Source organism: Aeromicrobium sp. CFBP 8757, from assembly GCF_014841755.1.
GTDB lineage: Bacteria > Actinomycetota > Actinomycetes > Propionibacteriales > Nocardioidaceae > Aeromicrobium.
The window spans coordinates 1004812-1025399 of the sequence record NZ_JACYUM010000001.1 but is presented as its reverse complement, the minus strand read 5'-3'; the positions used below and the strand labels follow the sequence as shown (position 1 = coordinate 1025399).

The following is a 20588-nucleotide window of genomic DNA, read 5'->3' as shown; positions in this document are numbered from 1 at the left end:
AGCTTTCGAGAGGGCGTCGTTCGATCTCGCCCAGTCTAGTGACCGTCAGTCCGACATCGATGCGGGCTCGTTGATCGGGAACCACACACGGATCTGCGCGCCGCCGCCCTCGGCGTCGCGGATGTCGATGGCTCCCCCGTGCTCCTCGACGATGCCGCGCACGATGTACATGCCGAGGCCGCTGCCGGCACCCGGCCCGGCGCGCCAGAAGCGGCTGAACACGCGCTGGCGCATCTCCTCGGGGATGCCCGGGCCGTTGTCGTGGATCTGCAGCGACACCCCGCCGACGAACGCGGGGTCGCGCGTGTTCTGCACGACGATCTCGCGCAGGCCGAAGCCGTGCCGCATCGCGTTCTCGACGAGGTTCGTGACGACCTGGTGGATCCGGTCGCTGTCACCCCAGATCAGGTCGACGTCGTCGGTGATCGTGACCTCGAACGGATCGGTGGCCCCGCCCGAGACGTTGGTCAGGACGTGGCGGACGACCTCGTCGAGCCGCACCGGGCCGCGCTTGAGCGTCAGACGGCCGGCGTCGATGCGTGCCGCGTCGAGCAGCTCGGTGATGAGCCGGCTGAGCCGGTCGGCGTCGGAGTCGACGGTCTCGAGCATCAGCTGGCGCTGCTGCTCGGAGAACTTGTCCCACTTGGTCAGCAGCGTCGAGGTGAACCCCTTGATGCCCGTCAGCGGCGAGCGCAGCTCGTGGGCCACCGTCGCGACGAGGTCGGAGCGCTCGCGGTCGGCCTGGTTGCGGATGCGCGCGTTGCGGACGCTGACGACGACGCGCTGCACGGGCCCGCCCCTGCGGTCGCGCACCAGCGACGCGGTGATGAGGTACTCACTCCCCTTGGGCGACCACCACGACGACTCCGACAGGCGGGTGCGGATGTCGAGCCCGTCGTACGGGTGCGTGCTGTCGTACCAGGAGTTGCCGTTGAGGTCGTCGAACGGCACCGCGACCGACAGGTGCATGCCGAGCATCTCGTCGTCGCGCGCCCGGGCCATCGCCACGATCCGCGGGTTGACGTACTCGACGAGCCCGTCCGGTCCGGCGATGATGACGCCGTCGGGGTGGTCGTCGAACACGGAGTGATCGACTGTCTCCACGTGCCGGGTCCCCATGTCCGCAGAATCTAGTACCAATGGACTACTCAGACGAGTCGGGCGGGATCAGGCCGTCCGGGCGCGGGCCGAGGCGTAGAGACAGACCGCCGCGGCGGTCGCGAGGTTGAGGCTCTCGGCACGGCCGAAGATCGGCACCGCGACGACCCGGTCGGCCAGGGCCCGGACGTCGTCGGGCAGCCCCCACGCCTCGTTGCCCATGAGCCACGCGGTCGGCGCGGTGAGGTCGAGATCGTCGTCGTACAGGCCGACGTCGCCCTGCCCGTCGGCGGCCAGCACCGTGAGACCGGCGGCCTGCAGCGCGGCCAGCGACCCCGCGACGTCGCGGTCGATCGCGATCGGCACGTGGAACAGGCTGCCGACCGTCGCGCGAACGGACTTGGGGTTGTACGGGTCGACGCTGTCGCCGACGAACACGACGCCGTCGGCCCCGGCCGCGTCGGCGCACCGGATGACGGCGCCGGCGTTGCCGGGGTCGCGGATGTCGGCGCACACCACGACGAAGCCGGGCGACCGGTCGAGCAGCGCCGCCAGCGGACGGTCGAGCATCGCGCACCGGGCCACGACGCCCTGCGGCTGCACCGTGTCGGTGATCGCCGCGACGACGTCGTCGCCGACGACGTGCCACACGACGTCACTGCGCCGCGCCGCCTCGACGAGGTCGACGTGCTGCTGGGTGGCGTCGGCGGTCGCGAAGACCTCGAGCACCGCGCGCTCGTGCGCCAGCGCCTCGCGGACGGCCTGCGGGCCCTCGGCGAGGAACTCGCGCCGATCGGCCCGGAACGCACGAGTGGCGAGCCTCCTGGCGTGCTTCACGCGTCCGGAACGGACGGTGAGCTCGTCGGGAGGACTCGCCACCACGTGTGTGCTGTCAGCTCGTCGGGAGGAACCGCGGTCAGGCCGCGGCGCCGTCCTTGGGGGCGTTGACGTCGGCCGGAAGGTTGTCCTTCGCGGTCTGCACGAGCGCCGAGAACGCGGCGGGCTCGTGGACGGCCAGCTCGGCCAGGATCTTGCGGTCGACCTCGACACCCGCGGCCTTGAGGCCCTGGATGAAGCGGTTGTAGGTCATGCCCTCGGCGCGGACCGCGGCGTTGATGCGCTGGATCCAGAGACGACGGAAGTCGCCCTTCTTGGCCTTGCGGTCACGGTAGCTGTAGACCAGCGAGTGGGTGACCTGCTCCTTGGCCTTGCGGTACAGCCGCGAGCGCTGGCCGCGGTAGCCCGCTGCGCGCTCGAGTGTCTGACGGCGCTTCTTCTGTGCATTGACTGAGCGCTTGACGCGTGCCATCTCAGTTCTCCTTACAAGTTCAGTGGACTGGACAGTCCGTGGGAGGGGGGTGGGACGCGGTCAGAGACCGAGCATCTTCTTCACGCGGGGGACGTCGTTCTTCGAGACGGCCGTGGAGCCCTCGAGGCGACGCTTGCGCGAGGACGACTTGACCTCGAGCAGGTGACGACGGTTGGTCTGCTCGCGACGCAGCTTGCCGCTGCCGGTGAGCTTGACGCGCTTCTTCATCCCCGAGTGGGGCTTGAACTTCGGCATTTATGCCTCCATGTCTGGGTCGAGGTTCTCTGAACGACGACGGGGCTTCTTGGGTGTCGCGACGGCCTGGGCGGCCTCGCGGTGGGCCTTGACCTCGGCCTCCTCGGCAGCCTTGTCGGCCGCCTTCGCATCCATGCTCTTGACCTTCTCGGCCTTGACCTCGGCCTGGGCCTCGGACTTCTTCTTGTGCGGACCGAGCACCATCGTCATGTTGCGGCCGTCCTGGCGGGCGTTGGACTCGATGAAGCCGAGATCCTCGACGTCGGCGGCCAGACGCTGCAGCAGGCGGTACCCGAGCTCGGGACGGTGCTGCTCGCGGCCACGGAACATGATCGTGATCTTGACCTTGTCACCGGCCTTGAGGAACCGGACGACGTGACCCTTCTTGGTGTCGTAGTCGTGCTGGTCGATCTTCGGCCGCAGCTTCATCTCTTTGATGATGGTGTTGGTCTGGTTGCGGCGGGACTCGCGTGCCTTCTGTGCGGTCTCGTACTTGAACTTGCCGTAGTCCATGAGACGGCAGACCGGCGGACGAGCTGTGGGCGCCACCTCGACGAGATCGAGGTCGGCTTCCGCCGCCAGTCGCAGGGCATCTTCGATACGAACGATGCCGACCTGTTCACCGCCAGGACCGACGAGGCGTACTTCGGGCACTCGGATTCGGTCGTTGACGCGCAGCTCTGTGGTGATGGATCCTCCTGGAGTCGTGTGGAGGGCCACGGGCAGAAACGAAAAAAGTGGCCCCCGTTACGAAACGGACGCCACCAGTGGCGTATTCCCAAGGAACACGCCACAGGCCGGTTCGATCGCATCAGATGCGTGAACCGACTCGTACCCCGTGGTCAGGAACCGCGTAGGTGGGAGGTGGACCTCCACTTCGGCCTCCAAGGTACCAGCCGGTGCGGTCCCTCACGAAATCGACGCGCCCACGGCGAGTTGACCTGGGCGAAACACGCGCGTCGCCGGTGCGAAAACACCGCGGCGCACGATGGTCGCATGCTGTGGCGCGTACGCACGACCTTCGCCGACCGGCCCGGGAGCCTGGCCGACATCGCACTGGCGTGCGGCCGCGCCGGCCTCAACATCCTGGGCCTGCAGGTCTTCCCGACGACACCGCACGTGACCGACGACCTGGTCGTCAGCGCGCCGGAGGGCTGGACCGACGTCATGGTGGCCGAGCTGTTCGCGACCGCGGGAGGATCGGACGTCTCGGCGACCCGGGTCGGCGACGCCTCGCTGGTCGACGCACCCACGCGGTACCTTCTGGGCGTCCACGACGTGCTGGAGTCCGACCGCGACGTCGTCGAGGTGCTGCACGAGCTGCTCGAGACCGAGCCCCCGGACGTCGCCGACTACGCGGGTCACGACGTCATGGTGCTGACGCGCCGCGACGGCTCGGAGCTCACGATCAGCCGGGCGGTGCCCTTCACCGACGTCGAGCGCACGCGTGCGCAGGCACTGCTGTCGCTGGTCGGCGACGCCGGCGCCGACGTCCCGCTCATCACCCCCGCGAGCCGCGCCGGGACACCGGTCGTCCGGCAGGCCGGGCTGCCCGACATCGAGGCGGTCTCGGCGCTGCACGAGCGGTGCAGCGTCGACACGCTCTACCAGCGCTACCAGGTGCCGCTCAAGATGCCGATGACCACGCGGATGGCCCGGCGGCTCGTGGCGCCCGACCACGGGATCGCGCTGCTCGTCGAGGTCGGGACCGACGTCGTGGGGCACGGCGTGCTCGAGGTCGTCGACGAGGCGTGGACGTTCCAGCTGATCGTCGAGGACGCGTGGCAGCAGCACGGCCTCGGCACGCGTCTCATGCGGGCCGCCGCCCAGCGCGCCCGTCAGGACGGCGCCGCCCGGCTGACGTTCGTCACGGCGGGGTCGAACGACCGCCTGCTGCGCGCCGTCGGCCGCGCGGGATTCGTGGCCCGGGTCGAGCGACACGACGGCAACGTCCACATCACGGTGCCGCTGCGCGACCGCGCCTCCGTCGCCCCCTGACGGGCCGGAGCGTGCCGGCGCGGCTAGGGCGCGTCGCTGATCCAGGCGGCGCCGACCTCGCTGAGCACGAGCCGGTGGCCCGCCGCTAGGTGACGCACGTCGTCGTCCTCGACGACCGTGAACGACGGCGTGCCGAGGTCGAGCAGGATCGCCGAGGCCTTCTCGTCGATCGCGGCCAGCGCGGCGTCCTTGCCGAGCACCGGCACGGGACGCGCCGTGGGGTCCCATGCCGCCATGGTGGCGACGCTGCTGAAGGCCAGCAGTGCCTGACGTCCGTCGGCGCCGGTCATCAGCACCGCGGCCATGTCGGCGTTCTTGTCGCCGTCGGCCGGGGTCTCGCCCAGCAGCGGCACGATCGGCACGAACACGCGCGCGTCCGGCAGCGCCTGCAGCACCGCGACGTCGTCGCCCAGCGCCCGTTGCAGGGCGGCGTCGGCGGTGCCGTCGTCACCGGGGAACTGTGGGCTCGCCAGGGACCGCTCGTGGCCGGCCATCACGACACCCGACCGCGGAGGTACGCCAGGGCCTCGCGGGCGTAGCGGCCGCCGTCGCTGCCCTGGATCGCGAACAGCATGATGCGCTCGTCGTCGGTCGTGACCAGGGTCGGCCACGGCGCGCCGTCGTTCATCGCGAAGCCCTCGATCTCGTGCCACGACACGTCGTGACGCCGGTAGCCGTTGACGACCTCGACACCCTCCTCGCCCGCGACGACGACGCTGCGCCCGATGCCGTGCAGCAGGGCCAGCACCGCCACGATGATGATCCACAGCGTCACGGTCTCGGCGGTCGTGAAGTAGATCTCGTCGGGCAGCGCGAACGCGATGACGCCGGTCAGCACCAGCATGATGACGGCCACGGCGTACGCGACAACCCGTGCACCGCCGGGGCGGAACGTCCTCGTGTCCGACATCTCGACGTCAGATCCGGCACGCGAGGATGTCGGTCACCAGGATGCCGCGGGCACCGAGCCCGTACAGGTCGTCCATGATCTTCTGGGCGGCCTCGCGGGGCACCATCGAGCGCACCGCGACCCATCCCTCGCGATGCAGCGGCGACACGGTCGGCGACTCGATCCCGGGCGTCAGCTCGACGGCCCGCTCGACCTGGTCGACGCTGATGTCGTAGTCCATCATGACGTACGTCCGCGCGACGATGACGCTGTCGAGGCGCCGCTTGAACACCTCGAAGCCGTCGGGCTCCGGAGCGTCGCGCCGGGTGATCAGCACGGCCTCGGACGACAGGATCGGCTCGCCGAACACCTCGAGGTCGGCCTGGCGCAGGGTGCTGCCGGTCTCGACGACGTCGGCGATGGCGTCGGCCACGCCGAGGCGGATCGACGACTCGACCGCGCCGTCGAGGCGCACGACGTCGGCCGAGATGCCGCGCTCGGCGAGGTAGGTGCCGACGATGCCCTCGTACGACGTCGCGATGCGCAGGCCCTCGAGGTCGTCGACGCTCGTGAGTGCGCCGACCGGCCCCGCGAAGCGGAACGTCGATGCGCCGAATCCGAGCGTCATGTTCTCGGCGGCGTGCGCGCCGGAGTCGAGCAGCAGGTCACGGCCCGTGACGCCGACGTCGAGGGTGCCCTCCCCCACGTAGATCGCGATGTCGCGCGGGCGCAGGTAGAAGAACTCGACGTCGTTGTCGGGGTCGAGCGTGACGAGGTCCTTGGGGTTGCGACGCTGGCGGTAGCCCGCCTCGGTCAGCATGAGGGCGGCGGCCTCGGCCAGCGCACCCTTGTTGGGGACGGCGATCTTGAGCATCAGATTCTCTTCTCAGGGGGGCTGTGACGGATGGCGCGGGGCTCCGTCACAGATGCGCGTAGACGTCGTCGAGCGTCAGCCCGGAGGCGATCATCATGACCTGCGCGTGGTACAGCAGCTGGCTGATCTCCTCGGCGGTGCGCTCGGGGCCCTCGTGCTCGGCGGCCATCCACGACTCGGCGGCCTCCTCGACGAGCTTCTTGCCGATCGAGTGCACGCCGGCATCGAGCTCGGCGACGGTGCGCGAGCCCTCGGGGCGCCGGGCTGCCTTGTCGGCGAGCTCGGCGAACAGGTCGTCGAAGGTCTTCATCGCGGTCGAGTCTATCGGTGCGTCAGCCGAGGGTGCGCAGCACGTTCCAGGTGGACAGGGCGGCCTCGACGGCCTCGCGCCCCTTGTCCTCCCGGCTGTCGGCCAGGCCCGCCCGGTCGAGGGCCTGCTCCTCGTCGTCGGTCGTCAGCAGGCCGAAGCCGATCGGCACGCCGGTGTCGATCGCGACGCGGCTCAGCCCGTCGGTCGCGGCGGCCGAGACGTACTCGAAGTGCGGGGTGCCGCCGCGGACGATCACGCCGAGGGCGATGACGGCGTCGAAGCCCTGCCGGGCGTACGCCTGGCACAGGATCGGCAGCTCGAACGAGCCCGGGGCGCGCGCGAGCGTCACGTCGGTGACCTTGGCCTCGGCCAGCGCGGCCTGCGCCCCGGCGATCAGGCCGTCCATCACCTCGGTGTGCCAGCGCGACGCGACGATCGCGACGCGCGCGCCCTCGCCGTCGACGAAGATCGTGGGTGCTCCCTGTCCTGACATCAGCTGTTCTCCTCGAGTCCGGGAAGGTCGTGGCCCATGCGCTCGGCCTTGGTCTGCAGGTACCGGAGGCTGTCCTCCGTGGGGGCGATGACGAGCGGCAGCCGCTCGCTGACCTTGACGCCGTACGCCTCGAGCGCCGTCGTCTTGTCGGGGTTGTTCGTCAGCAGCCGCACCGAGGTCACGCCGAGGTCGCGCAGGATCTGCGCGCCGGCGGCGTAGTCGCGCTCGTCCTCACCGAAGCCGAGCTGGATGTTGGCGTCGACCGTGTCGCTGCCGGCGTCCTGCAGCGAGTACGCCTGCAGCTTGTGCAGCAGGCCGATGCCGCGCCCCTCGTGGCCGCGCAGGTACACCACGATGCCGGCGCCGGCGGCCGTGATCTCGGTCATCGACAGCTCGAGCTGAGGACCGCAGTCGCAGCGCCGCGAGCCGAACACGTCGCCCGTCAGGCACTCGGAGTGGATGCGCACCAGGACGTCCTCGGTGCCGGGGTCGCCGTGGACCAGCGCGATGTGCTCCGAGCCCTCGATGCGGTCGCGGTAGCCGTGCGCCGCGAACTCGCCGAACTCGGTGGGCAGGCGGGTCGTCGCGAGCCGGTCGACCTGCGACTCGTGCAGGCGCCGGTGCACCTGCAGCTCCTCGATCGACACCAGCGCGATGCCGTGCTCGTCGGCGAACGCGCGCAGCTCGGGAGCACGCATCAGGGTGCCGTCGTCGTTCAGGACCTCGCCGATGACGCCCGCCGGGGTCAGGCCGGCCAGTCGGGCGAAGTCGACCGCGGCCTCGGTGTGGCCGGCGCGCTCGAGCACTCCCCCGGGCTTGGCGCGCAGCGGGATGATGTGGCCCGGCTGGTTGAGCTCGAACGGCTCGGTGGCCGAGTCGGCGAGCACGCGGCACGTGCGGGCACGGTCGGTCGCCGAGATGCCGGTCGTGATGCCGTCGCGCGCGTCGATCGAGACCGTGTACGCCGTGCGCATCTTCTCGCGGTTGTGCGGCGTCATGAGCGGGATCGCCAGGCGGTCGAGGATCTCGCCGGTGATGGGGGCGCAGACCAGGCCGCTGGAGTAGCGGACCAGGAACGCCATGAGCTCGGGCGTCGCCTTGCTGGCGGCGAAGATGATGTCGCCCTCGTTCTCACGGTCCTCGTCGTCGACGACGACGATCGCCTTGCCGTCGCGGAAGTCCGCGATCGCGCGCTCGATGCTGTCGAGCCGGACGCTCTCGTGCTCGGTCATGATGCTGCTCCTTGGCTGTTCTGCTGCTGGGGCGAGGCACCCAGCAGGCGCTCGACGTACTTGGCGAGGATGTCGACCTCGAGGTTGACGCGGTCGCCCGGCGCCTTCGTGCCGAGCGTCGTGTCGGCCAGCGTGGTGGGGATCAGCGAGACCGAGAACCACGGGCCGTCCGGGCCGTCGTCGACGACCTCGACGACCGTCAGCGACGTGCCGTCGACCGTCACCGAGCCCTTGTCGACCAGGTAGCGGGCCAGCTCGGACGGCAGCGACACGCGCACGACCTCCCAGTGCTCGCTGGGGGTGCGGTCGAGGATGCGGCCCGTCCCGTCGACGTGGCCCTGGACGATGTGCCCCCCGAGCCGTGCACCGGCCTGCGTCGCGCGCTCGAGGTTGACCGGCGAGCCAATCGTGAGGTCGCCCAGCGACGTCTTGTCGAGCGACTCCTGCATGACGTCGGCGCCGAACGTGTCACCGTCCTGCGTCATGACGGTCAGGCAGCAGCCGTTGACCGAAATCGAGTCGCCGTGCCCGGCGTCGGACGTCACGACCGGGCCGCGGATCGTCAGCCGGACCGAGTCGCCCAGCTGCTCGACCGCGGTGACGGTGCCCTTCTCCTCCACGAGTCCGGTGAACATCAGTCGAAGTCCTCTCGTTGCATGCGTCCTGGGGTGCCGATGATGCGGATGTCGGGACCGATCATCGTCAGGTCCTCGATGACGATGGGGCGCAGGTCGGCGAGGGTCGCGGCCTCCCCCTCGAGCGCGGCGCGTCCCGACCCGAGCATCGCGGGGGCCATGTAGCCGATGATGCGGTCGATGACGCCGGCGTTCCAGAACGCGCCCGCCAGGCGCGGCCCGCCCTCGAGCCAGATGTGCCGGACGCCGTTGTCGACGAGCTTGGCGAGCACCGTCGCGGGGTCGCGCGACTGGATCAGCAGCGTCGGGGCGACGCGGTCGAACACGCGGAAGTAGTTCGGGATCGTGGTCTCGCCGACGACGACGCGCAGCGGCTGCCGGTCGAACGGCAGCGGCATGTCGTGCTCGTCGCGCACCGTCAGCCGCGGGTCGTCGGCCAGGACGGCCCCCGTGCCGGCGACGATCGCGTCGGCGCCCGCCCGGAACGTCTGGACGTCGCGGCGGGCCTCCTCGCTCGTGATCCACTTGCTGGTGCCGTCGGGTGCCGCGCTGAGCCCGTCGAGGGTCGCGGCGTACTTCCACGTCACAAACGGACGCCCCGCGGTCACGGCGAACGTCCACTCGACGTTGAGGTCGGTGGCCTCCTCGGCCATGACGCCGGCCTCGACGTCGATGCCCGCCGCGCGCAGCGTCGACGCGCCGCCGGACGCCGTGCGGTCGGGGTCGATCTGGGCGAACACGACGCGTGCGACGCCGGCCTCGATCAGCGCCTGCGCGCACGGGCCGGTCCGGCCCGTGTGGTTGCACGGCTCGAGCGTCACGACGGCCGTGGCACCGCGGGCCGCCTCGCCCGCCGCCGTCAGCGCCTCGACCTCGGCGTGCGGGGTACCGGCGCCGTGGTGGGCGCCGACGGCGATCTCGGTGCCGTCGGGAGCGAGCAGGACGCAGCCGACGCGCGGGTTCGGCAGGGTGCACCGCGTCGCCGCCGCCGCGTCGAGCGCCCGTCGCATCGCTGCGACCTCGACCTCTGATGCCATGTGTCCTCCGGGTGGTCCTGCGTCGTCACACACCGGGGCCGTGCAGGCGACGTCTCGTCGCCCCCGTGGGCGGGGGTCACCCCGTCCACTGCTCCTCCTATCCGGACTTTCACCGTCGGTGCCGGAATTCCACCGGCTCAACCGGACCCCACCGCCGCGCTGGTGGCGCGGACGTGGAGGCCGGGTCGCGGACTGTCACCGCCGGTTCGGAATCTCACCGACCCCGGAGCATGCGAGCCGAAGCTCGTGCGACGAGTCTAGCGAGCCCGTCCCGCTCAGTGGGCGTGACGTCCGGCATGCGAGCCGAGGTCGCGCAGCCGGGCCACCATGTCGTCGGGGTCGTCGGCCCCGAACACCGCGGATCCGGCGACGAACACGTCGGCTCCGGCCTCGGCGCAGCGCTCGATCGTCTCGACCGAGACGCCCCCGTCGACCTGCAGCCAGATGTCGCCGCCGTGCTTCTCGATCAGCGCGCGCGTGCGGCGGATCTTGGGCAGGCACAGGTCGAGGAACTTCTGGCCGCCGAAGCCCGGCTCGACCGTCATGATCAGCACCATGTCGAGCTCGGGGAGCATGTCCTCGTAGGGCTCGATCGGGGTCGCGGGCTTGAGGGCCATCGACGCGCGGGCGCCCAGGGCGCGGATCTCGCGGGCCAGGCGGACGGGTGCGGCCGCGGCCTCGACGTGGAACGTCACGCTGCCGGCGCCGGCCTCGACGTACGACGGCGCCCAGCGGTCGGGGTCCTCGATCATCAGGTGGGCGTCGATCGGCTGGGGGGCCAGCCTCGAGAGCGCCTCGATGACGGGGGCGCCGAGCGTCAGGTTCGGGACGAAGTGGTTGTCCATGACGTCCATGTGGAGCCAGTCGGCGCCGCTGATGCGGGCCGCCTCGGCCTCGAGGTTCGCGAAGTCGCTGGCCAGCATGCTCGGGGTGATCTGGATGCCCATGCCGCGACCCTATCGGTCGTCAGCGGCGACGCAGGAGGGCGCAGAACATCGCGTCCGTGCCGTCGACGTGGGGCCACCACTGGTGGCTCGACTCCACGACGACGTCGTCGCGCCCGGACGTCACGGCGTCGACGACCCCGCGGGTCTCGCGCACGTGGGGCGAGCACGTCGCGTAGGCCACGACTCCCCCGGGCCGGACGAGCTCGAGCGCGCGCGTCAGCAGCGCCTGCTGCAGCGGCACGAGGTCGTCGAGGTCACCGGGCGACCGGCGCCAGCGCGACTCGGGGCGGCGCCGCAGGGCGCCCAGCCCCGTGCACGGCGCGTCGACCAGCACGCGGTCGAACGAGCCGGCGTCCCACGGCCCCTCTCGGCCGTCGAACACCGTGACGTCGACGTTGCGGAGCCTGCGCACGCCGTGGCGCACCAGCTCGGCGCGGTGCTCCTGCACCTCGTTGGCGACCAGCGTCGCGCCGTGCTGGGCGGCGAGGGCGCCGAGCAGGGCGGCCTTGCCGCCGGGACCCGCGCAGAGATCGAGCCAGCGGGAGTCCTGACCGTCCAGCGTCGCATCGGCCAGGGCGATCGCGACGAGCTGCGATCCCTCGTCCTGCACGCCGGCCCGACCGTCGCGCACCTCCGCGATCTCGCCGGGGTCGCCGCCCTCGTCGAGGACGCGGGCGTACGGCGAGAGCTTCCCGGGCGTGCCCGGCAGGCTCTCGGGCGTGCTGAGGCCCGGCCGTGCCACGAGCGTCACGCGCGGCGGGACGTTGTCGGCGGCGAGCAGCTTGTCGATCTGCGCGCCGTGGCCGCCCAGGGCCTCGTGCAGCGCCTCGACGACCCACACCGGGTGCGAGGTGCGCACCGCCCGGGCCGCATGACCCTCGAGTCCCGCGGTCACGATCGCGAGCCAGCCGTCGAGGTCCTTCTGGCCGATCTTGCGCAGCAGGGCGTTCGCGAAGTGCACGGGCTTGTGCCCGATCTCGCGTCGCACGACGTCGACCGTCGTCGACACCGCGGCGTGCGCCGGCACCCGCATGCTCAGCAGCTGGTGCGTGCCGAGCCGCAGCGCGTCGAGCACGGGGGCGTCGACCGAGCCGATGCCCTTGCTCGCGACGTGGTCGATGACGGCGTCGTACGTGCCCCGGCGGCGCAGCGTGCCGTGCACGAGCTCGGTCGCGAAGGCCGCGTCGCGCCCCTCGATGTGGTGCTCGTCGAGCATCGCGGGCAGCACGAGGTTGACGTAGGCGTCGTCCTCGCTGACGGCGCGCAGGGCGTGGAACGCGACGGACCGCACGGGATCGGTCACGAGGTCACCTCCGGCGCGTCGAACGAGACGTCGTCGCCCAGGGAGGCACCGCGGCCCCAGTCGGCGGCCGCCATGCGCTTCTTGCCGACGGCCTGCACGTCGCCCAGCACCAGGTCGGTCGTGGACGTCCCGACGCGCACCTCGCGCTTGCCCACGTGGACGTGTCCGGGCTCGAGCGTGCGCTCGTCGGCGACTGTGGCGGGCCCGATCTTGACCCGGTCGCCCGCCAGCGTCGTCCACGCGCCGGGAGCCGGCGTGCACCCGCGGATGTGGCGGTCGATCGCGAAGGCCGGGCGGCTCCAGTCGATGCGTGCCTCGTCGGTCGACAGCTTGGGCGCGAACGAGATGTTCTCGTCGGGCTGCGGCACCGCGGCGATGTCGCCGTCCTCGATGTGGTCGACGACGTCGACCAGCAGGCGGCTGCCCCAGTCGGCCAGCCGCTCGAGCAGCTCGGCGGTCGTGTCGTCGTCGCGGATCAGCTCGGTGATGGTGCCCAGCACGGGCCCGGCGTCGAGCTCCTCGACGAGGCTGAAGACCGTCGCGCCCGTGACCTCGTCACCGGCCATGATGGCCCGCTGCACCGGGGCGGCGCCGCGCCACGACGGCAGGACCGAGAAGTGCAGGTTGATCCAGCCGAAGCGCGGGACGTCGAGCGCCTCGCGGCGGATCAGCGCACCGTACGCGACGATCGGGACGCAGTCGGGGGCCAGCTCGCGCAGCCGGTCCATGAACGCGGGGTCGGACGGCTTGGCGGGCTTGAGCACCTCGATGCCGTGCGCCTCGGCCGCCACCGCGACCGGCGACGGGGTCAGCGTGCGGCCTCGGCCGGCGGGGGCGTCCGGACGCGTCACGACGGCCACGACGTCGTGGCGGCTCGCCACCAGCGCCTCGAGGGACGGGAGCGCCGTCTCGGGGGTTCCTGCGAAGACGATTCTCACCCGGCCGAGTCTAGGCGCCGCGGCGCGACCCCCTCCCGGGGGCGGTGCGACTAGAACGTCGGCGGGTCGACCTGGACGCGCAGGCCTGGGAGCTTGGCGGCGCTGCGCTCGGCGGCGACGGACGCGAGATCGCCCGCGAGGGCCGCACCCTCGCGGCGCGGGGCCCGCAGGATGAGCCGCTGCCCCGCGTCGGGCGAGCGCTGGTCGACCGGCACCGGGCCCAGCACCTCGGTGTGCGGGGTCCAGGCGCGCAGGGCGAGCTCCGCCAGGACGTCGTCGGGTCCGTCGACCGTCACCAGGCGGGCTGCCGGCGGCAGGTGCGTCTCGGTGCGGCTCGCGAGCTCACGCGCCGCGAACCCGGCGGGGTCGGCGCGCACGAGCGCCTGCAACGTCTGGGGGTCGCCGATCGCGACGGCCCGACCACCCGGCCGGGCCAGGGCCAGGGCGTTGAACCAGCGCCGGTGCGACTCCTCGTCGACGCGGACGTCCTCGCGGCCCAGCATCAGCCACGTGTCGAGCAGGATGACGGCGTCGTAACCCCCCTCGACGTGCGGCTCGGCGCCCGGGGTCGACAGCACGATGCGGCGGCCCGCGGGCAGGTCGTCGAGCACCGTCGTGCCGCCCGACGTGACGACCTCGCGGTCGGGGAACGCGCGCGCGAACTCCTCGGCCGTCCGCAGCGCTCCGACGACCGGCGACCGCAGCGTCGTGCCGCGGCAGTGGGGGCACTGCCAGGGCGAGGCCTCGCGGCCGCACCAGCGGCACGCGACCGGCGCCGACGCCGACGGCTGGCCGAGCGGGCCCTGGCACTCGGCGCAGCGGGCCGGCTCGCGGCACGTCTGGCACACCAGGACGTCACGGTAGCCGCGCCGCGGCACCTGGATCAGCACCGACCCCTCGGACGCCCGGATGGCCCGGAACGCCTGCTGCGGCAGACGCACGGGGGCGGCGCCGTCGACCGATCCGTCGGTGACCTCGAGCTGGGGCCACGCGCGCCGGCGCACCCGCTGCTCGGCGGCCAGCTCGGTGCACCAGCCCGACTCGACCAGCGACTGCCCCTCGGCGGTGCGGGCGTAGCCGCCCACCAGGACGGCGGTGCCTTGGCGTGCGGCCCGCAGCAGCAGCACCTCGCGGGCGTGCGGGTAGGGCGCGCGCGGCTCGGCGAACAGGTCGTCGCCGTCGTCCCACATCGCGACCAGGCCCAGGTCGGCGACGGGGGCCAGCGCCGCGGCACGGGTGCCGAGCACGACGCGGACGTCCCCGCGGGCCGCCGCCAGGAACGAGCGGTAGCGCCGCTCGGCGGGCTGCGCGGCGGTCAGGACGACGTGGCGCCCGGCCCCGAGCACCTCGCCGAAGACGGCGTCCCACCGCGCCACGTCGCGGACGTCGGGCACGCACACGACGGAGCCGCGCCCCGAGGCGAGCGTCGCCAGCACCGCCTCGGCGACCAGACGCGCGGGGTCGTCGCCCGGCACCGCGGTCCACCATGCCCGGGGGCGCTCGCCGGCCTGCAGCGACGTGACGAAGCCGAGGCCGTGGACGTACGTCTGCCACCCGTCGAGGCTCGCGACCGCCACGTGGTCGTCCGCCCCGGGCACCGGCCGCGGCGCCTTCTCGGCCCGGGCGTGCCGCGGCGGGATCGCCAGGCGCAGGACGTCGCCCAGCACCCCGGCGTAGCGGTCCGCGACGGCGCGCGCCAGGTCGAGCACCTCGGGGGTCAGCACGACCTCGGACGAGACGACCTTAGCGATCGGCGCCAGGCGGCCCGCGTGCTCGGAGCGGTCGACCCGGTCGACCACGAAGCCGTCGACGAGGCGTCCGGCGAACCGGACCTTGACCCGGCAGCCCGGAACGGTCTGCAGGTCGAGCTCGGCCGGGACGGCGTAGTCGAACGGGCGGTCGAGGTGGGCGAGCCCGGAGTCGACCACGACGTGGGCGACCGGGCGCACGACGGCGGTCGGCCGCGGGTCGGCGACGGATTCGGCCGCGGGAGCCGGCACGAGCGACAGCTGCTCGGCCGCGCCACCTGCCCCGTCCGTCTCCCCCGTCGTCACGCTGCTGTTCTACCAGCCGCCGCCGACACGACGACGCCCCCACCCGGACGGGCAGGGGCGTCGTGGAGTCGTGCGATCAGGCGCCGGCGGCGGCCTTGAGCGCCTCGGCGCGGTCGGTGGTCTCCCACACGACGCCGGGCAGCTCGCGGCCGAAGTGGCCGTACGCGGCGGTCTGCGCGTAGATCGGCTTCAGCAGGTCGAGGTCGCGGATGATCGCGGCCGGGCGCAGGTCGAACACCTCGAGCACGGCGTCGCGGATCTTGGCGACGGGGACCGTCTCGGTGCCGAAGGCCTCGACGTAGAAGCCCACCGGGTGCGCCTTGCCGATCGCGTACGCGACCTGCACCTCGACCTTGCTGGCCAGGCCTGCGGCGACGATGTTCTTGGCGACCCAGCGCATCGCGTAGGCGGCCGAGCGGTCGACCTTGCTCGGGTCCTTGCCCGAGAAGGCACCGCCGCCGTGACGGGCGTAGCCGCCATAGGTGTCGACGATGATCTTGCGGCCGGTCAGGCCGACGTCGCCCATGGGTCCGCCGATGACGAACTTGCCGGTCGGGTTGACCAGCAGGCGGTAGTCGCTCGTGTCGACGTCGAAGTTGGCCAGGACGACGTCGACGACGTGCTTCTTGATGTCGGACGTCAGCTGGTTCTCGAGGTCGATGCCCTCCTCGTGCTGCGTCGACAGCACGACGGTGTCGACGCGGACGGGCTTGTCGTTCTCGTCGTACTCGACCGTGACCTGGGTCTTGCCGTCGGGACGCAGGTAGGCCAGCGTGCCGTCCTTGCGGACGGCCGTGAGCTGCTCGGCGAGGCGGTGCGCGATCGTGATCGGCAGCGGCATCAGCTCGGGGGTCTCGTCGACCGCGAAGCCGAACATGAGCCCCTGGTCGCCCGCGCCCTGCAGGTCGAGCGGGTCGGCCGAGCCCTCGGAGCGACCCTCGAACGCGGTGTCGACGCCCTGGGCGATGTCGGGCGACTGCGCGTCGAGCGTGATCTGGACACCGCACGAGCCGCCGTCGAAGCCCTTGACCGACGAGTCGTAGCCGATCTCGAGGACGCGGTCGCGCGCGATCTTGGCGATGTCGGCGTACGCCTCGGTGGTGACCTCGCCGCCGACGACGATCAGACCCGTCGTGATGAACGTCTCGCACGCCACCCGGCTCTTGGGATCCTGGGCCAGCAGGGCGTCGAGGACGCTGTCGCTGATCTGGTCGGCGATCTTGTCCGGGTGACCTTCGGTCACGGACTCGGACGTGAAGAAGCGGCTCACATTTTCTCCTGGGTTGAGGTCTGTTCGACAGTATAACGAGCGAGATGCCCGGTGGTTTCGGTCATGCCAAGCGCTGGACGACGGCGTCCCAGATGCTGTGGGCGAGGGCGGTCTTGGGGCCTGGGGGCACCTCGACGACCGAGCCGTCGGCCCCCAGCACGGCGGCCTCGGTGTCGTCGCGCCCGAACACCTTGCCGTCGCTGACGTCGTTGACGACCAGCAGGTCGCAGCCCTTGCGGGCCAGCTTGGCGCGGGCGTGCTCGAGAACCGTCGCACCGGCGTCGCCGGTCTCGGCGGCGAAGCCGACGATGACGGGACGGCGGGAGGCGTCGCCCCGCGCCGCGACGAGCTCGACGAGGATGTCGGGGTTCTCGACGAGGTGGATCTCGGGCGTCGTGCCGTCCGGGGTCTTCTTGATCTTCGCCTCGACGAACTCGGCGGGCCGGAAGTCGGCCGGGGCCGCGGCCATCACGACCGCGTCGGCGTCGGCGCTGGCGCGGTGCACCTCGCGGCGCAGGTCCTCGGTGCTGACGACCGTCACGACGTCGACCCCGGCGGGCGCCGCCAGCTCGACGTTGGCCGCCACGACGGTGACCCGCGCGCCCCGTGCCACGGCGGCCTCGGCGAGGGCGAACCCCTGCCGTCCGGACGACCGGTTGCCGAGGAACCGCACGGGGTCGAGGAACTCGCGGGTGCCGCCGGCCGAGACGACGACGTGCCGCCCGGCCAGGTCGCGCGGGCGGTCGTCGAGCAGGGCGCGCGCCGCGGCGAAGATGTCGGCCGGGTCAGGCAGCCGGCCCTTGCCGGTGTCGGCGCCGGTGAGGCGCCCGACCGCGGGCTCGACGACGACGTGGCCCCGCTCGCGCAGGATCGCGACGTTGGCCTGCGTCGCCGCGTTCTCCCACATCTCGGTGTGCATCGCGGGGACGAACATGACGGGGCACGTCGCCGTCAGCAGCGTCGTGGTCAGCAGGTCGTCGGCCAGGCCGTGCGCCGCCTTGGCGAGCAGGTTGGCGGTCGCGGGCGCCACGACGACGAGGTCGGCCGCACGGCCGATGCGCACGTGCGCGACCTCGTCGACGTGCTCGAACACGCCGACCTGCACGGGCTTGCCGCTGAGCGCCTCCCACGTGGCCGCCCCCACGAAGTGCAGGGACGACGCGGTGGGGACGACGCGGACGCTGTGGCCCGACTCGGTGAACAGCCTCAGCAGCTCGGCGGCCTTGTAGGACGCGATGCCGCCGGAGACCCCGAGGACGACTTCCGTGGTCATCGACGTGACCGCCCGGGGGTGGGTCAGGCCTTCTCGGCGGCTGCGGCGGCCGCGGCCGCCTCGGCCTCGGGGTCGATGTCCTCGACCGTCAGCAGATCGGCGTTGATCTCGCGCAGCGCGATCGACAGCGGCTTCTCCTGCACGCCGGTCTCGAGCAGCGGGCCGACGTACTCGAGCAGGCCCTCACCGAGCTGGGAGTAGTACGCGTTGATCTGGCGGGCGCGCTTGGCGCTGTAGAGGACCAGCTTGTACTTGCTGTCGGCCTTCTCGAGCAGGTCGTCGAGGGGCGGGTTGGTGATGCCGATGGCGGTCGAACGTGTCGTGGACACAGAGCCTCACAGAATGAAGAAGACGGTTGGATGACCCGGTGGTTCGCTCAGGAACGTGACTGGCCGGAGCCGGATCTGAACAAGTCTACCAATTCATCGCACGCCGCACGGACGTCGGTGTTGACGATCGTCACGTCGAACTCCGACTCGGCGGCCAGCTCGGTGCGCGCCGTCACCAGACGGCGCTCGCGCTCCTCGGGCCCCTCGGTGCCGCGGCCGACCAGCCGGCGCTCGAGCTCCTCGAAGCTCGGCGGCTTGAGGAAGCACATCAGCGCGTCGGGCATCGTGCGTCGCACCTGGCGTGCGCCCTGCAGATCGATCTCGAGCAGGGCGGGCACGCCGGCGGCGAGGTGCTCCTCGACCTGCGCGCGCGGCGTGCCGTAGCGGGCCGCGCTGTGCACGACGGCCCACTCGAGCAGGCCGTCCTCGGCGACGAGCCGGTCGAACTCGTCGTCGGAGATGAAGTGGTAGTGCACGCCGTCGGCCTCGCCGGGTCGGGCGGGCCGGGTCGTGACCGAGACCGAGATCCAGATGTCGGGGTGCTGCTCGCGCACGCAGGCGGCCACGGTGCCCTTGCCGACCGCGGTGGGACCGGCCAGCACGACCAGGCGCGACCGGCGGGCGGCGTCGACGGTCTCAGCCACGGCCGACCCCGCCCGCGCGGCCGGGACGGTCGGCGAACTCTGCCAGCAGACCCTCGACCTGCTTGACCCCCAGGCCCCGCAGGCGCCGGCTGTCGGCGATGCCGATGCGCTGCATGATCTCGTGGGCGCGAACGGCACCGACGCCCGGCATCGCCTGCAGCAGGTCGACGACCCGGAGCTTGGCGACGACCTCGTCGGACCGGGACTCGTCGATGACCGCGGCGAGGGTCGTCTCGGAGGCCTTGAGGCGCACCTTGACGTCGGCGCGTGCCTGGCGGGCGGCCGCGGCCTTCTGGAGCGCGGCCCGGCGCTGGTCGGGGGTCAGGATCGGGAGTGCCACGGGGTCACCTCTCGGGCGGTTGCGGTCGGGCGGATCACGCGAGGATCACTTGAGGGTCACGTCGCACGTCGTCTCGACGTCCTCGACGACGGCCTTGCGCTGCTGCGCCGTGTCGTTGAAGACACCGTAGGCCTTGGTGACGGTCTCGAGGTCGTCGCTGTCGGCGTCCGCGCGCTGCTCCGGGTCGTTCAGGTCGGCGAACGTCATGCCGGTCTTCTTCTGGGCCGACAGGACGCGGCGCATGGCCTTGTCGATCGCGGTCCAGTCGTCGCCGACCTTCGCGGGGTCCGTCGCGGCGATCGCGCGGACGGCCCTCGCCTCGCGGGCGAAGGTCTTGTCGCTGACCTTGGTGCCGAAGCTGTCGAGGGCGGACTGGTTCTCCTTGACCGCGGCGCAGTAGGGGCTGTCGCCCCCGCACCCGCCCAGCAGGCCTGCGCCGAGGAGCGTCGCGACGACGGCTGCGGCCGTCCTGGTCGTGGAACGCCTGGTCATGGGTGCCTCCTCGCTCGGGTGGCCATGCGGGCCCCTACGACCCTACAAGTTCGGCGTTGACGCGGGCGGCGGCGTCACGGAGCGCCGACACGTCGGGCCCGGCCGACAGCACGCCGCGCGACGTCGACGGGACGACGTGGTCCATCACGTCGCCGAACAGGCGCCGGATGTCGTCGACCGTCCCGCCCTGCGCGCCGAAGCCCGGCACCAGCAGCGGTCCGTTGATCGCGAGACCGCCGGCCGCGACCAGCCGTGCCGCGGCCTCGTCGATCGTGGCGCCCACGACGGCGCCGAACGACCCCATCGGGGTGGCTCCCGCGTTGAGCTCGGCGAGCTGGGCCAGCACCGACTCGGCGACCGATCGGCCGTCCCGCACGGCGTGCTGGACGTCGGGGCCCTCCGGGTTCGAGGTCAGCGCCAGCACGAAGACGCCGGCGTCGTTCTTCTCGGCGACCTCGAAGAACGGGGCGAGCGAGCCGAAGCCGAGGAACGGGCTGACCGTGATCGCGTCGGCCGCCATCGGGGCGTCGTCGTCGAGGTAGGCGTCGGCGTAGGCCTGGGCCGTCGAGCCGATGTCGCCGCGCTTGACGTCGAGCACGACGAGGGAGCCGGTGTGGCGCAGGTCCTCGATCGTCCGCTCGAGCACCACGACTCCCCTGGCGCCGAACCGTTCGAAGAACGCCGACTGGGGCTTGACGAACGCGACGCGGCCTGCGAACGCCTCGACGCACGTCGAGGCGAACCGGTCGAGCCCCTCGATGTCGTCCTCGAGGCCCCACTGCTCGAGCAGCGAGGGGTGCGGGTCGATGCCGATGCACGCGGGCCCGTACGCCTGCATCGCGACGTGCGCCCGCGAACCGAACGACAT

25 protein-coding genes and 1 riboswitch are annotated in these 20588 nt (G+C 72.1%); of the genes, 1 reads left to right on the top strand and 24 read right to left on the bottom strand.

Translation table 11 applies throughout. From position 1 onward, the window contains the following. Nucleotides 1–45: 45 nt before the first annotated feature. The 5 genes from IFT73_RS05025 to infC all read right to left on the bottom strand — a co-directional run bounded on the left by IFT73_RS05025 (nt 46) and on the right by infC (nt 3382). Nucleotides 46–1104 (bottom strand): ATP-binding protein, encoded by a 1059-nt coding sequence (locus tag IFT73_RS05025; protein ID WP_192166640.1) that lies wholly within the window; start codon nt 1102–1104, stop codon nt 46–48. Nucleotides 1105–1167: 63 nt separating this feature from the next. Then, entirely contained in the window at nt 1168–1935 is a 768-nt protein-coding gene (locus IFT73_RS05020; protein WP_371811156.1) for a TrmH family RNA methyltransferase, read from the bottom strand. A gap of 79 nt (nt 1936–2014) precedes the next feature. Then, nucleotides 2015–2407 (bottom strand): 50S ribosomal protein L20, encoded by a 393-nt coding sequence (rplT, locus tag IFT73_RS05015; RefSeq protein ID WP_056214223.1) that lies wholly within the window; start codon nt 2405–2407, stop codon nt 2015–2017. Between the two features lie 60 nt (nt 2408–2467). Then, nucleotides 2468–2662 (bottom strand): 50S ribosomal protein L35, encoded by a 195-nt coding sequence (gene rpmI / locus IFT73_RS05010; RefSeq protein WP_056608260.1) that lies wholly within the window; start codon nt 2660–2662, stop codon nt 2468–2470. Further along, entirely contained in the window at nt 2663–3382 is a 720-nt protein-coding gene (gene infC / locus IFT73_RS05005; protein ID WP_255355133.1) for a translation initiation factor IF-3, read from the bottom strand. Nucleotides 3383–3658: 276 nt separating this feature from the next. Here infC and IFT73_RS05000 point away from each other — a divergent pair, with 276 nt between their 5' ends. Next, entirely contained in the window at nt 3659–4660 is a 1002-nt protein-coding gene (locus tag IFT73_RS05000; RefSeq protein WP_192166638.1) for a GNAT family N-acetyltransferase, read from the top strand. 23 nt (nt 4661–4683) lie between these two features. Here IFT73_RS05000 and IFT73_RS04995 read toward each other — a convergent pair whose 3' ends face one another. From IFT73_RS04995 to pyrF, 19 genes are all read right to left on the bottom strand, one after another. Then, a complete protein-coding gene (locus tag IFT73_RS04995) occupies nt 4684–5154 on the bottom strand; it encodes an SseB family protein (protein ID WP_192166637.1) in 471 nt (156 codons plus the stop codon). Next, the gene (locus tag IFT73_RS04990) at nt 5154–5570 is read right to left on the bottom strand and encodes a PH domain-containing protein (RefSeq protein ID WP_192166636.1); all 417 of its coding nucleotides are present in this window, start codon (nt 5568–5570) and stop codon (nt 5154–5156) included. The genes IFT73_RS04995 and IFT73_RS04990 overlap by 1 nt, the downstream gene beginning before the upstream one ends. A gap of 7 nt (nt 5571–5577) precedes the next feature. Then, entirely contained in the window at nt 5578–6423 is an 846-nt protein-coding gene (hisG, locus tag IFT73_RS04985) for an ATP phosphoribosyltransferase (protein ID WP_056608250.1), read from the bottom strand. 46 nt (nt 6424–6469) lie between these two features. Then, nucleotides 6470–6733, bottom strand: a complete 264-nt coding sequence (locus tag IFT73_RS04980; RefSeq protein ID WP_056608246.1) for a phosphoribosyl-ATP diphosphatase — start codon at nt 6731–6733, stop codon at nt 6470–6472. Nucleotides 6734–6755: 22 nt separating this feature from the next. Continuing rightward, entirely contained in the window at nt 6756–7226 is a 471-nt protein-coding gene (ribH, locus tag IFT73_RS04975; protein WP_192166635.1) for a 6,7-dimethyl-8-ribityllumazine synthase, read from the bottom strand. Beyond that, nucleotides 7226–8458, bottom strand: coding sequence for a bifunctional 3,4-dihydroxy-2-butanone-4-phosphate synthase/GTP cyclohydrolase II (locus IFT73_RS04970; RefSeq protein WP_056608240.1), 1233 nt, complete (start codon nt 8456–8458; stop codon nt 7226–7228). The genes ribH and IFT73_RS04970 overlap by 1 nt, the downstream gene beginning before the upstream one ends. Next, complete coding sequence (locus IFT73_RS04965) at nt 8455–9093, bottom strand: riboflavin synthase (RefSeq protein WP_192166634.1); 639 nt, start codon at nt 9091–9093, stop codon at nt 8455–8457. Before IFT73_RS04965 ends, IFT73_RS04970 begins: the two co-directional genes overlap by 4 nt. Beyond that, nucleotides 9093–10130: a bifunctional diaminohydroxyphosphoribosylaminopyrimidine deaminase/5-amino-6-(5-phosphoribosylamino)uracil reductase RibD gene (gene ribD / locus IFT73_RS04960; protein WP_192166633.1), complete on the bottom strand. Its 1038-nt coding sequence runs from the start codon at nt 10128–10130 to the stop codon at nt 9093–9095. Before ribD ends, IFT73_RS04965 begins: the two co-directional genes overlap by 1 nt. Before the next feature lie 85 nt (nt 10131–10215). Beyond that, nucleotides 10216–10365, bottom strand: a riboswitch (FMN riboswitch). A gap of 40 nt (nt 10366–10405) precedes the next feature. Further along, nucleotides 10406–11077, bottom strand: a complete 672-nt coding sequence (gene rpe, locus IFT73_RS04955) for a ribulose-phosphate 3-epimerase (protein WP_192166632.1) — start codon at nt 11075–11077, stop codon at nt 10406–10408. 19 nt (nt 11078–11096) lie between these two features. Further along, nucleotides 11097–12380 (bottom strand): transcription antitermination factor NusB, encoded by a 1284-nt coding sequence (locus IFT73_RS04950; protein ID WP_192166631.1) that lies wholly within the window; start codon nt 12378–12380, stop codon nt 11097–11099. After that, nucleotides 12377–13318: a methionyl-tRNA formyltransferase gene (gene fmt / locus IFT73_RS04945; RefSeq protein ID WP_192166630.1), complete on the bottom strand. Its 942-nt coding sequence runs from the start codon at nt 13316–13318 to the stop codon at nt 12377–12379. Before fmt ends, IFT73_RS04950 begins: the two co-directional genes overlap by 4 nt. 50 nt (nt 13319–13368) lie before the next feature. Continuing rightward, a complete protein-coding gene (locus IFT73_RS18815; protein ID WP_371811155.1) occupies nt 13369–15372 on the bottom strand; it encodes a primosomal protein N' in 2004 nt (667 codons plus the stop codon). A gap of 76 nt (nt 15373–15448) precedes the next feature. Further along, complete coding sequence (gene metK / locus IFT73_RS04935; RefSeq protein WP_192166629.1) at nt 15449–16642, bottom strand: methionine adenosyltransferase; 1194 nt, start codon at nt 16640–16642, stop codon at nt 15449–15451. Nucleotides 16643–16703: 61 nt separating this feature from the next. Beyond that, nucleotides 16704–17915 (bottom strand): bifunctional phosphopantothenoylcysteine decarboxylase/phosphopantothenate--cysteine ligase CoaBC, encoded by a 1212-nt coding sequence (coaBC, locus tag IFT73_RS04930; RefSeq protein ID WP_192166628.1) that lies wholly within the window; start codon nt 17913–17915, stop codon nt 16704–16706. A gap of 23 nt (nt 17916–17938) precedes the next feature. Beyond that, nucleotides 17939–18244 carry a DNA-directed RNA polymerase subunit omega gene (gene rpoZ, locus IFT73_RS04925; RefSeq protein ID WP_056608212.1) on the bottom strand — a complete coding sequence of 102 codons (306 nt, stop codon included), beginning with the start codon at nt 18242–18244 and terminating at the stop codon, nt 17939–17941. A gap of 47 nt (nt 18245–18291) precedes the next feature. Beyond that, nucleotides 18292–18888 carry a guanylate kinase gene (gene gmk, locus IFT73_RS04920; RefSeq protein ID WP_192166627.1) on the bottom strand — a complete coding sequence of 199 codons (597 nt, stop codon included), beginning with the start codon at nt 18886–18888 and terminating at the stop codon, nt 18292–18294. Further along, entirely contained in the window at nt 18881–19228 is a 348-nt protein-coding gene (mihF, locus tag IFT73_RS04915) for an integration host factor, actinobacterial type (RefSeq protein ID WP_192166626.1), read from the bottom strand. The genes gmk and mihF overlap by 8 nt, the downstream gene beginning before the upstream one ends. Nucleotides 19229–19273: 45 nt before the next feature. After that, the gene (locus tag IFT73_RS04910) at nt 19274–19720 is read right to left on the bottom strand and encodes a hypothetical protein (RefSeq protein WP_192166625.1); all 447 of its coding nucleotides are present in this window, start codon (nt 19718–19720) and stop codon (nt 19274–19276) included. A gap of 34 nt (nt 19721–19754) precedes the next feature. Continuing rightward, nucleotides 19755–20588 (bottom strand): orotidine-5'-phosphate decarboxylase, encoded by an 834-nt coding sequence (pyrF, locus tag IFT73_RS04905; RefSeq protein ID WP_192166624.1) that lies wholly within the window; start codon nt 20586–20588, stop codon nt 19755–19757.

Excerpts from the sequence above, each read along its gene's own strand:
- IFT73_RS04970 (WP_056608240.1), bottom strand. The coding sequence starts at position 8,458 with ATGACCGAGCACGAGAGCGTCCGGCTCGACAGCATCGAGCGCGCGATC.
- IFT73_RS05000 (WP_192166638.1), top strand. The coding sequence starts at position 3,659 with ATGCTGTGGCGCGTACGCACGACCTTCGCCGACCGGCCCGGGAGCCTG.
- IFT73_RS04995 (WP_192166637.1), bottom strand. The coding sequence starts at position 5,154 with ATGGCCGGCCACGAGCGGTCCCTGGCGAGCCCACAGTTCCCCGGTGAC.
- hisG (WP_056608250.1), bottom strand. The coding sequence starts at position 6,423 with ATGCTCAAGATCGCCGTCCCCAACAAGGGTGCGCTGGCCGAGGCCGCC.
- rpmI (WP_056608260.1), bottom strand. The coding sequence starts at position 2,662 with ATGCCGAAGTTCAAGCCCCACTCGGGGATGAAGAAGCGCGTCAAGCTC.
- IFT73_RS04910 (WP_192166625.1), bottom strand. The coding sequence starts at position 19,720 with ATGACCAGGCGTTCCACGACCAGGACGGCCGCAGCCGTCGTCGCGACG.
- rpe (WP_192166632.1), bottom strand. The coding sequence starts at position 11,077 with ATGGGCATCCAGATCACCCCGAGCATGCTGGCCAGCGACTTCGCGAAC.
- IFT73_RS04965 (WP_192166634.1), bottom strand. The coding sequence starts at position 9,093 with ATGTTCACCGGACTCGTGGAGGAGAAGGGCACCGTCACCGCGGTCGAG.
- ribH (WP_192166635.1), bottom strand. The coding sequence starts at position 7,226 with ATGTCAGGACAGGGAGCACCCACGATCTTCGTCGACGGCGAGGGCGCG.
- rplT (WP_056214223.1), bottom strand. The coding sequence starts at position 2,407 with ATGGCACGCGTCAAGCGCTCAGTCAATGCACAGAAGAAGCGCCGTCAG.
- IFT73_RS04980 (WP_056608246.1), bottom strand. The coding sequence starts at position 6,733 with ATGAAGACCTTCGACGACCTGTTCGCCGAGCTCGCCGACAAGGCAGCC.
- pyrF (WP_192166624.1), bottom strand. The coding sequence starts at position 20,588 with ATGTCGTTCGGTTCGCGGGCGCACGTCGCGATGCAGGCGTACGGGCCC.
- ribD (WP_192166633.1), bottom strand. The coding sequence starts at position 10,130 with ATGGCATCAGAGGTCGAGGTCGCAGCGATGCGACGGGCGCTCGACGCG.
- coaBC (WP_192166628.1), bottom strand. The coding sequence starts at position 17,915 with ATGACCACGGAAGTCGTCCTCGGGGTCTCCGGCGGCATCGCGTCCTAC.
- IFT73_RS04990 (WP_192166636.1), bottom strand. The coding sequence starts at position 5,570 with ATGTCGGACACGAGGACGTTCCGCCCCGGCGGTGCACGGGTTGTCGCG.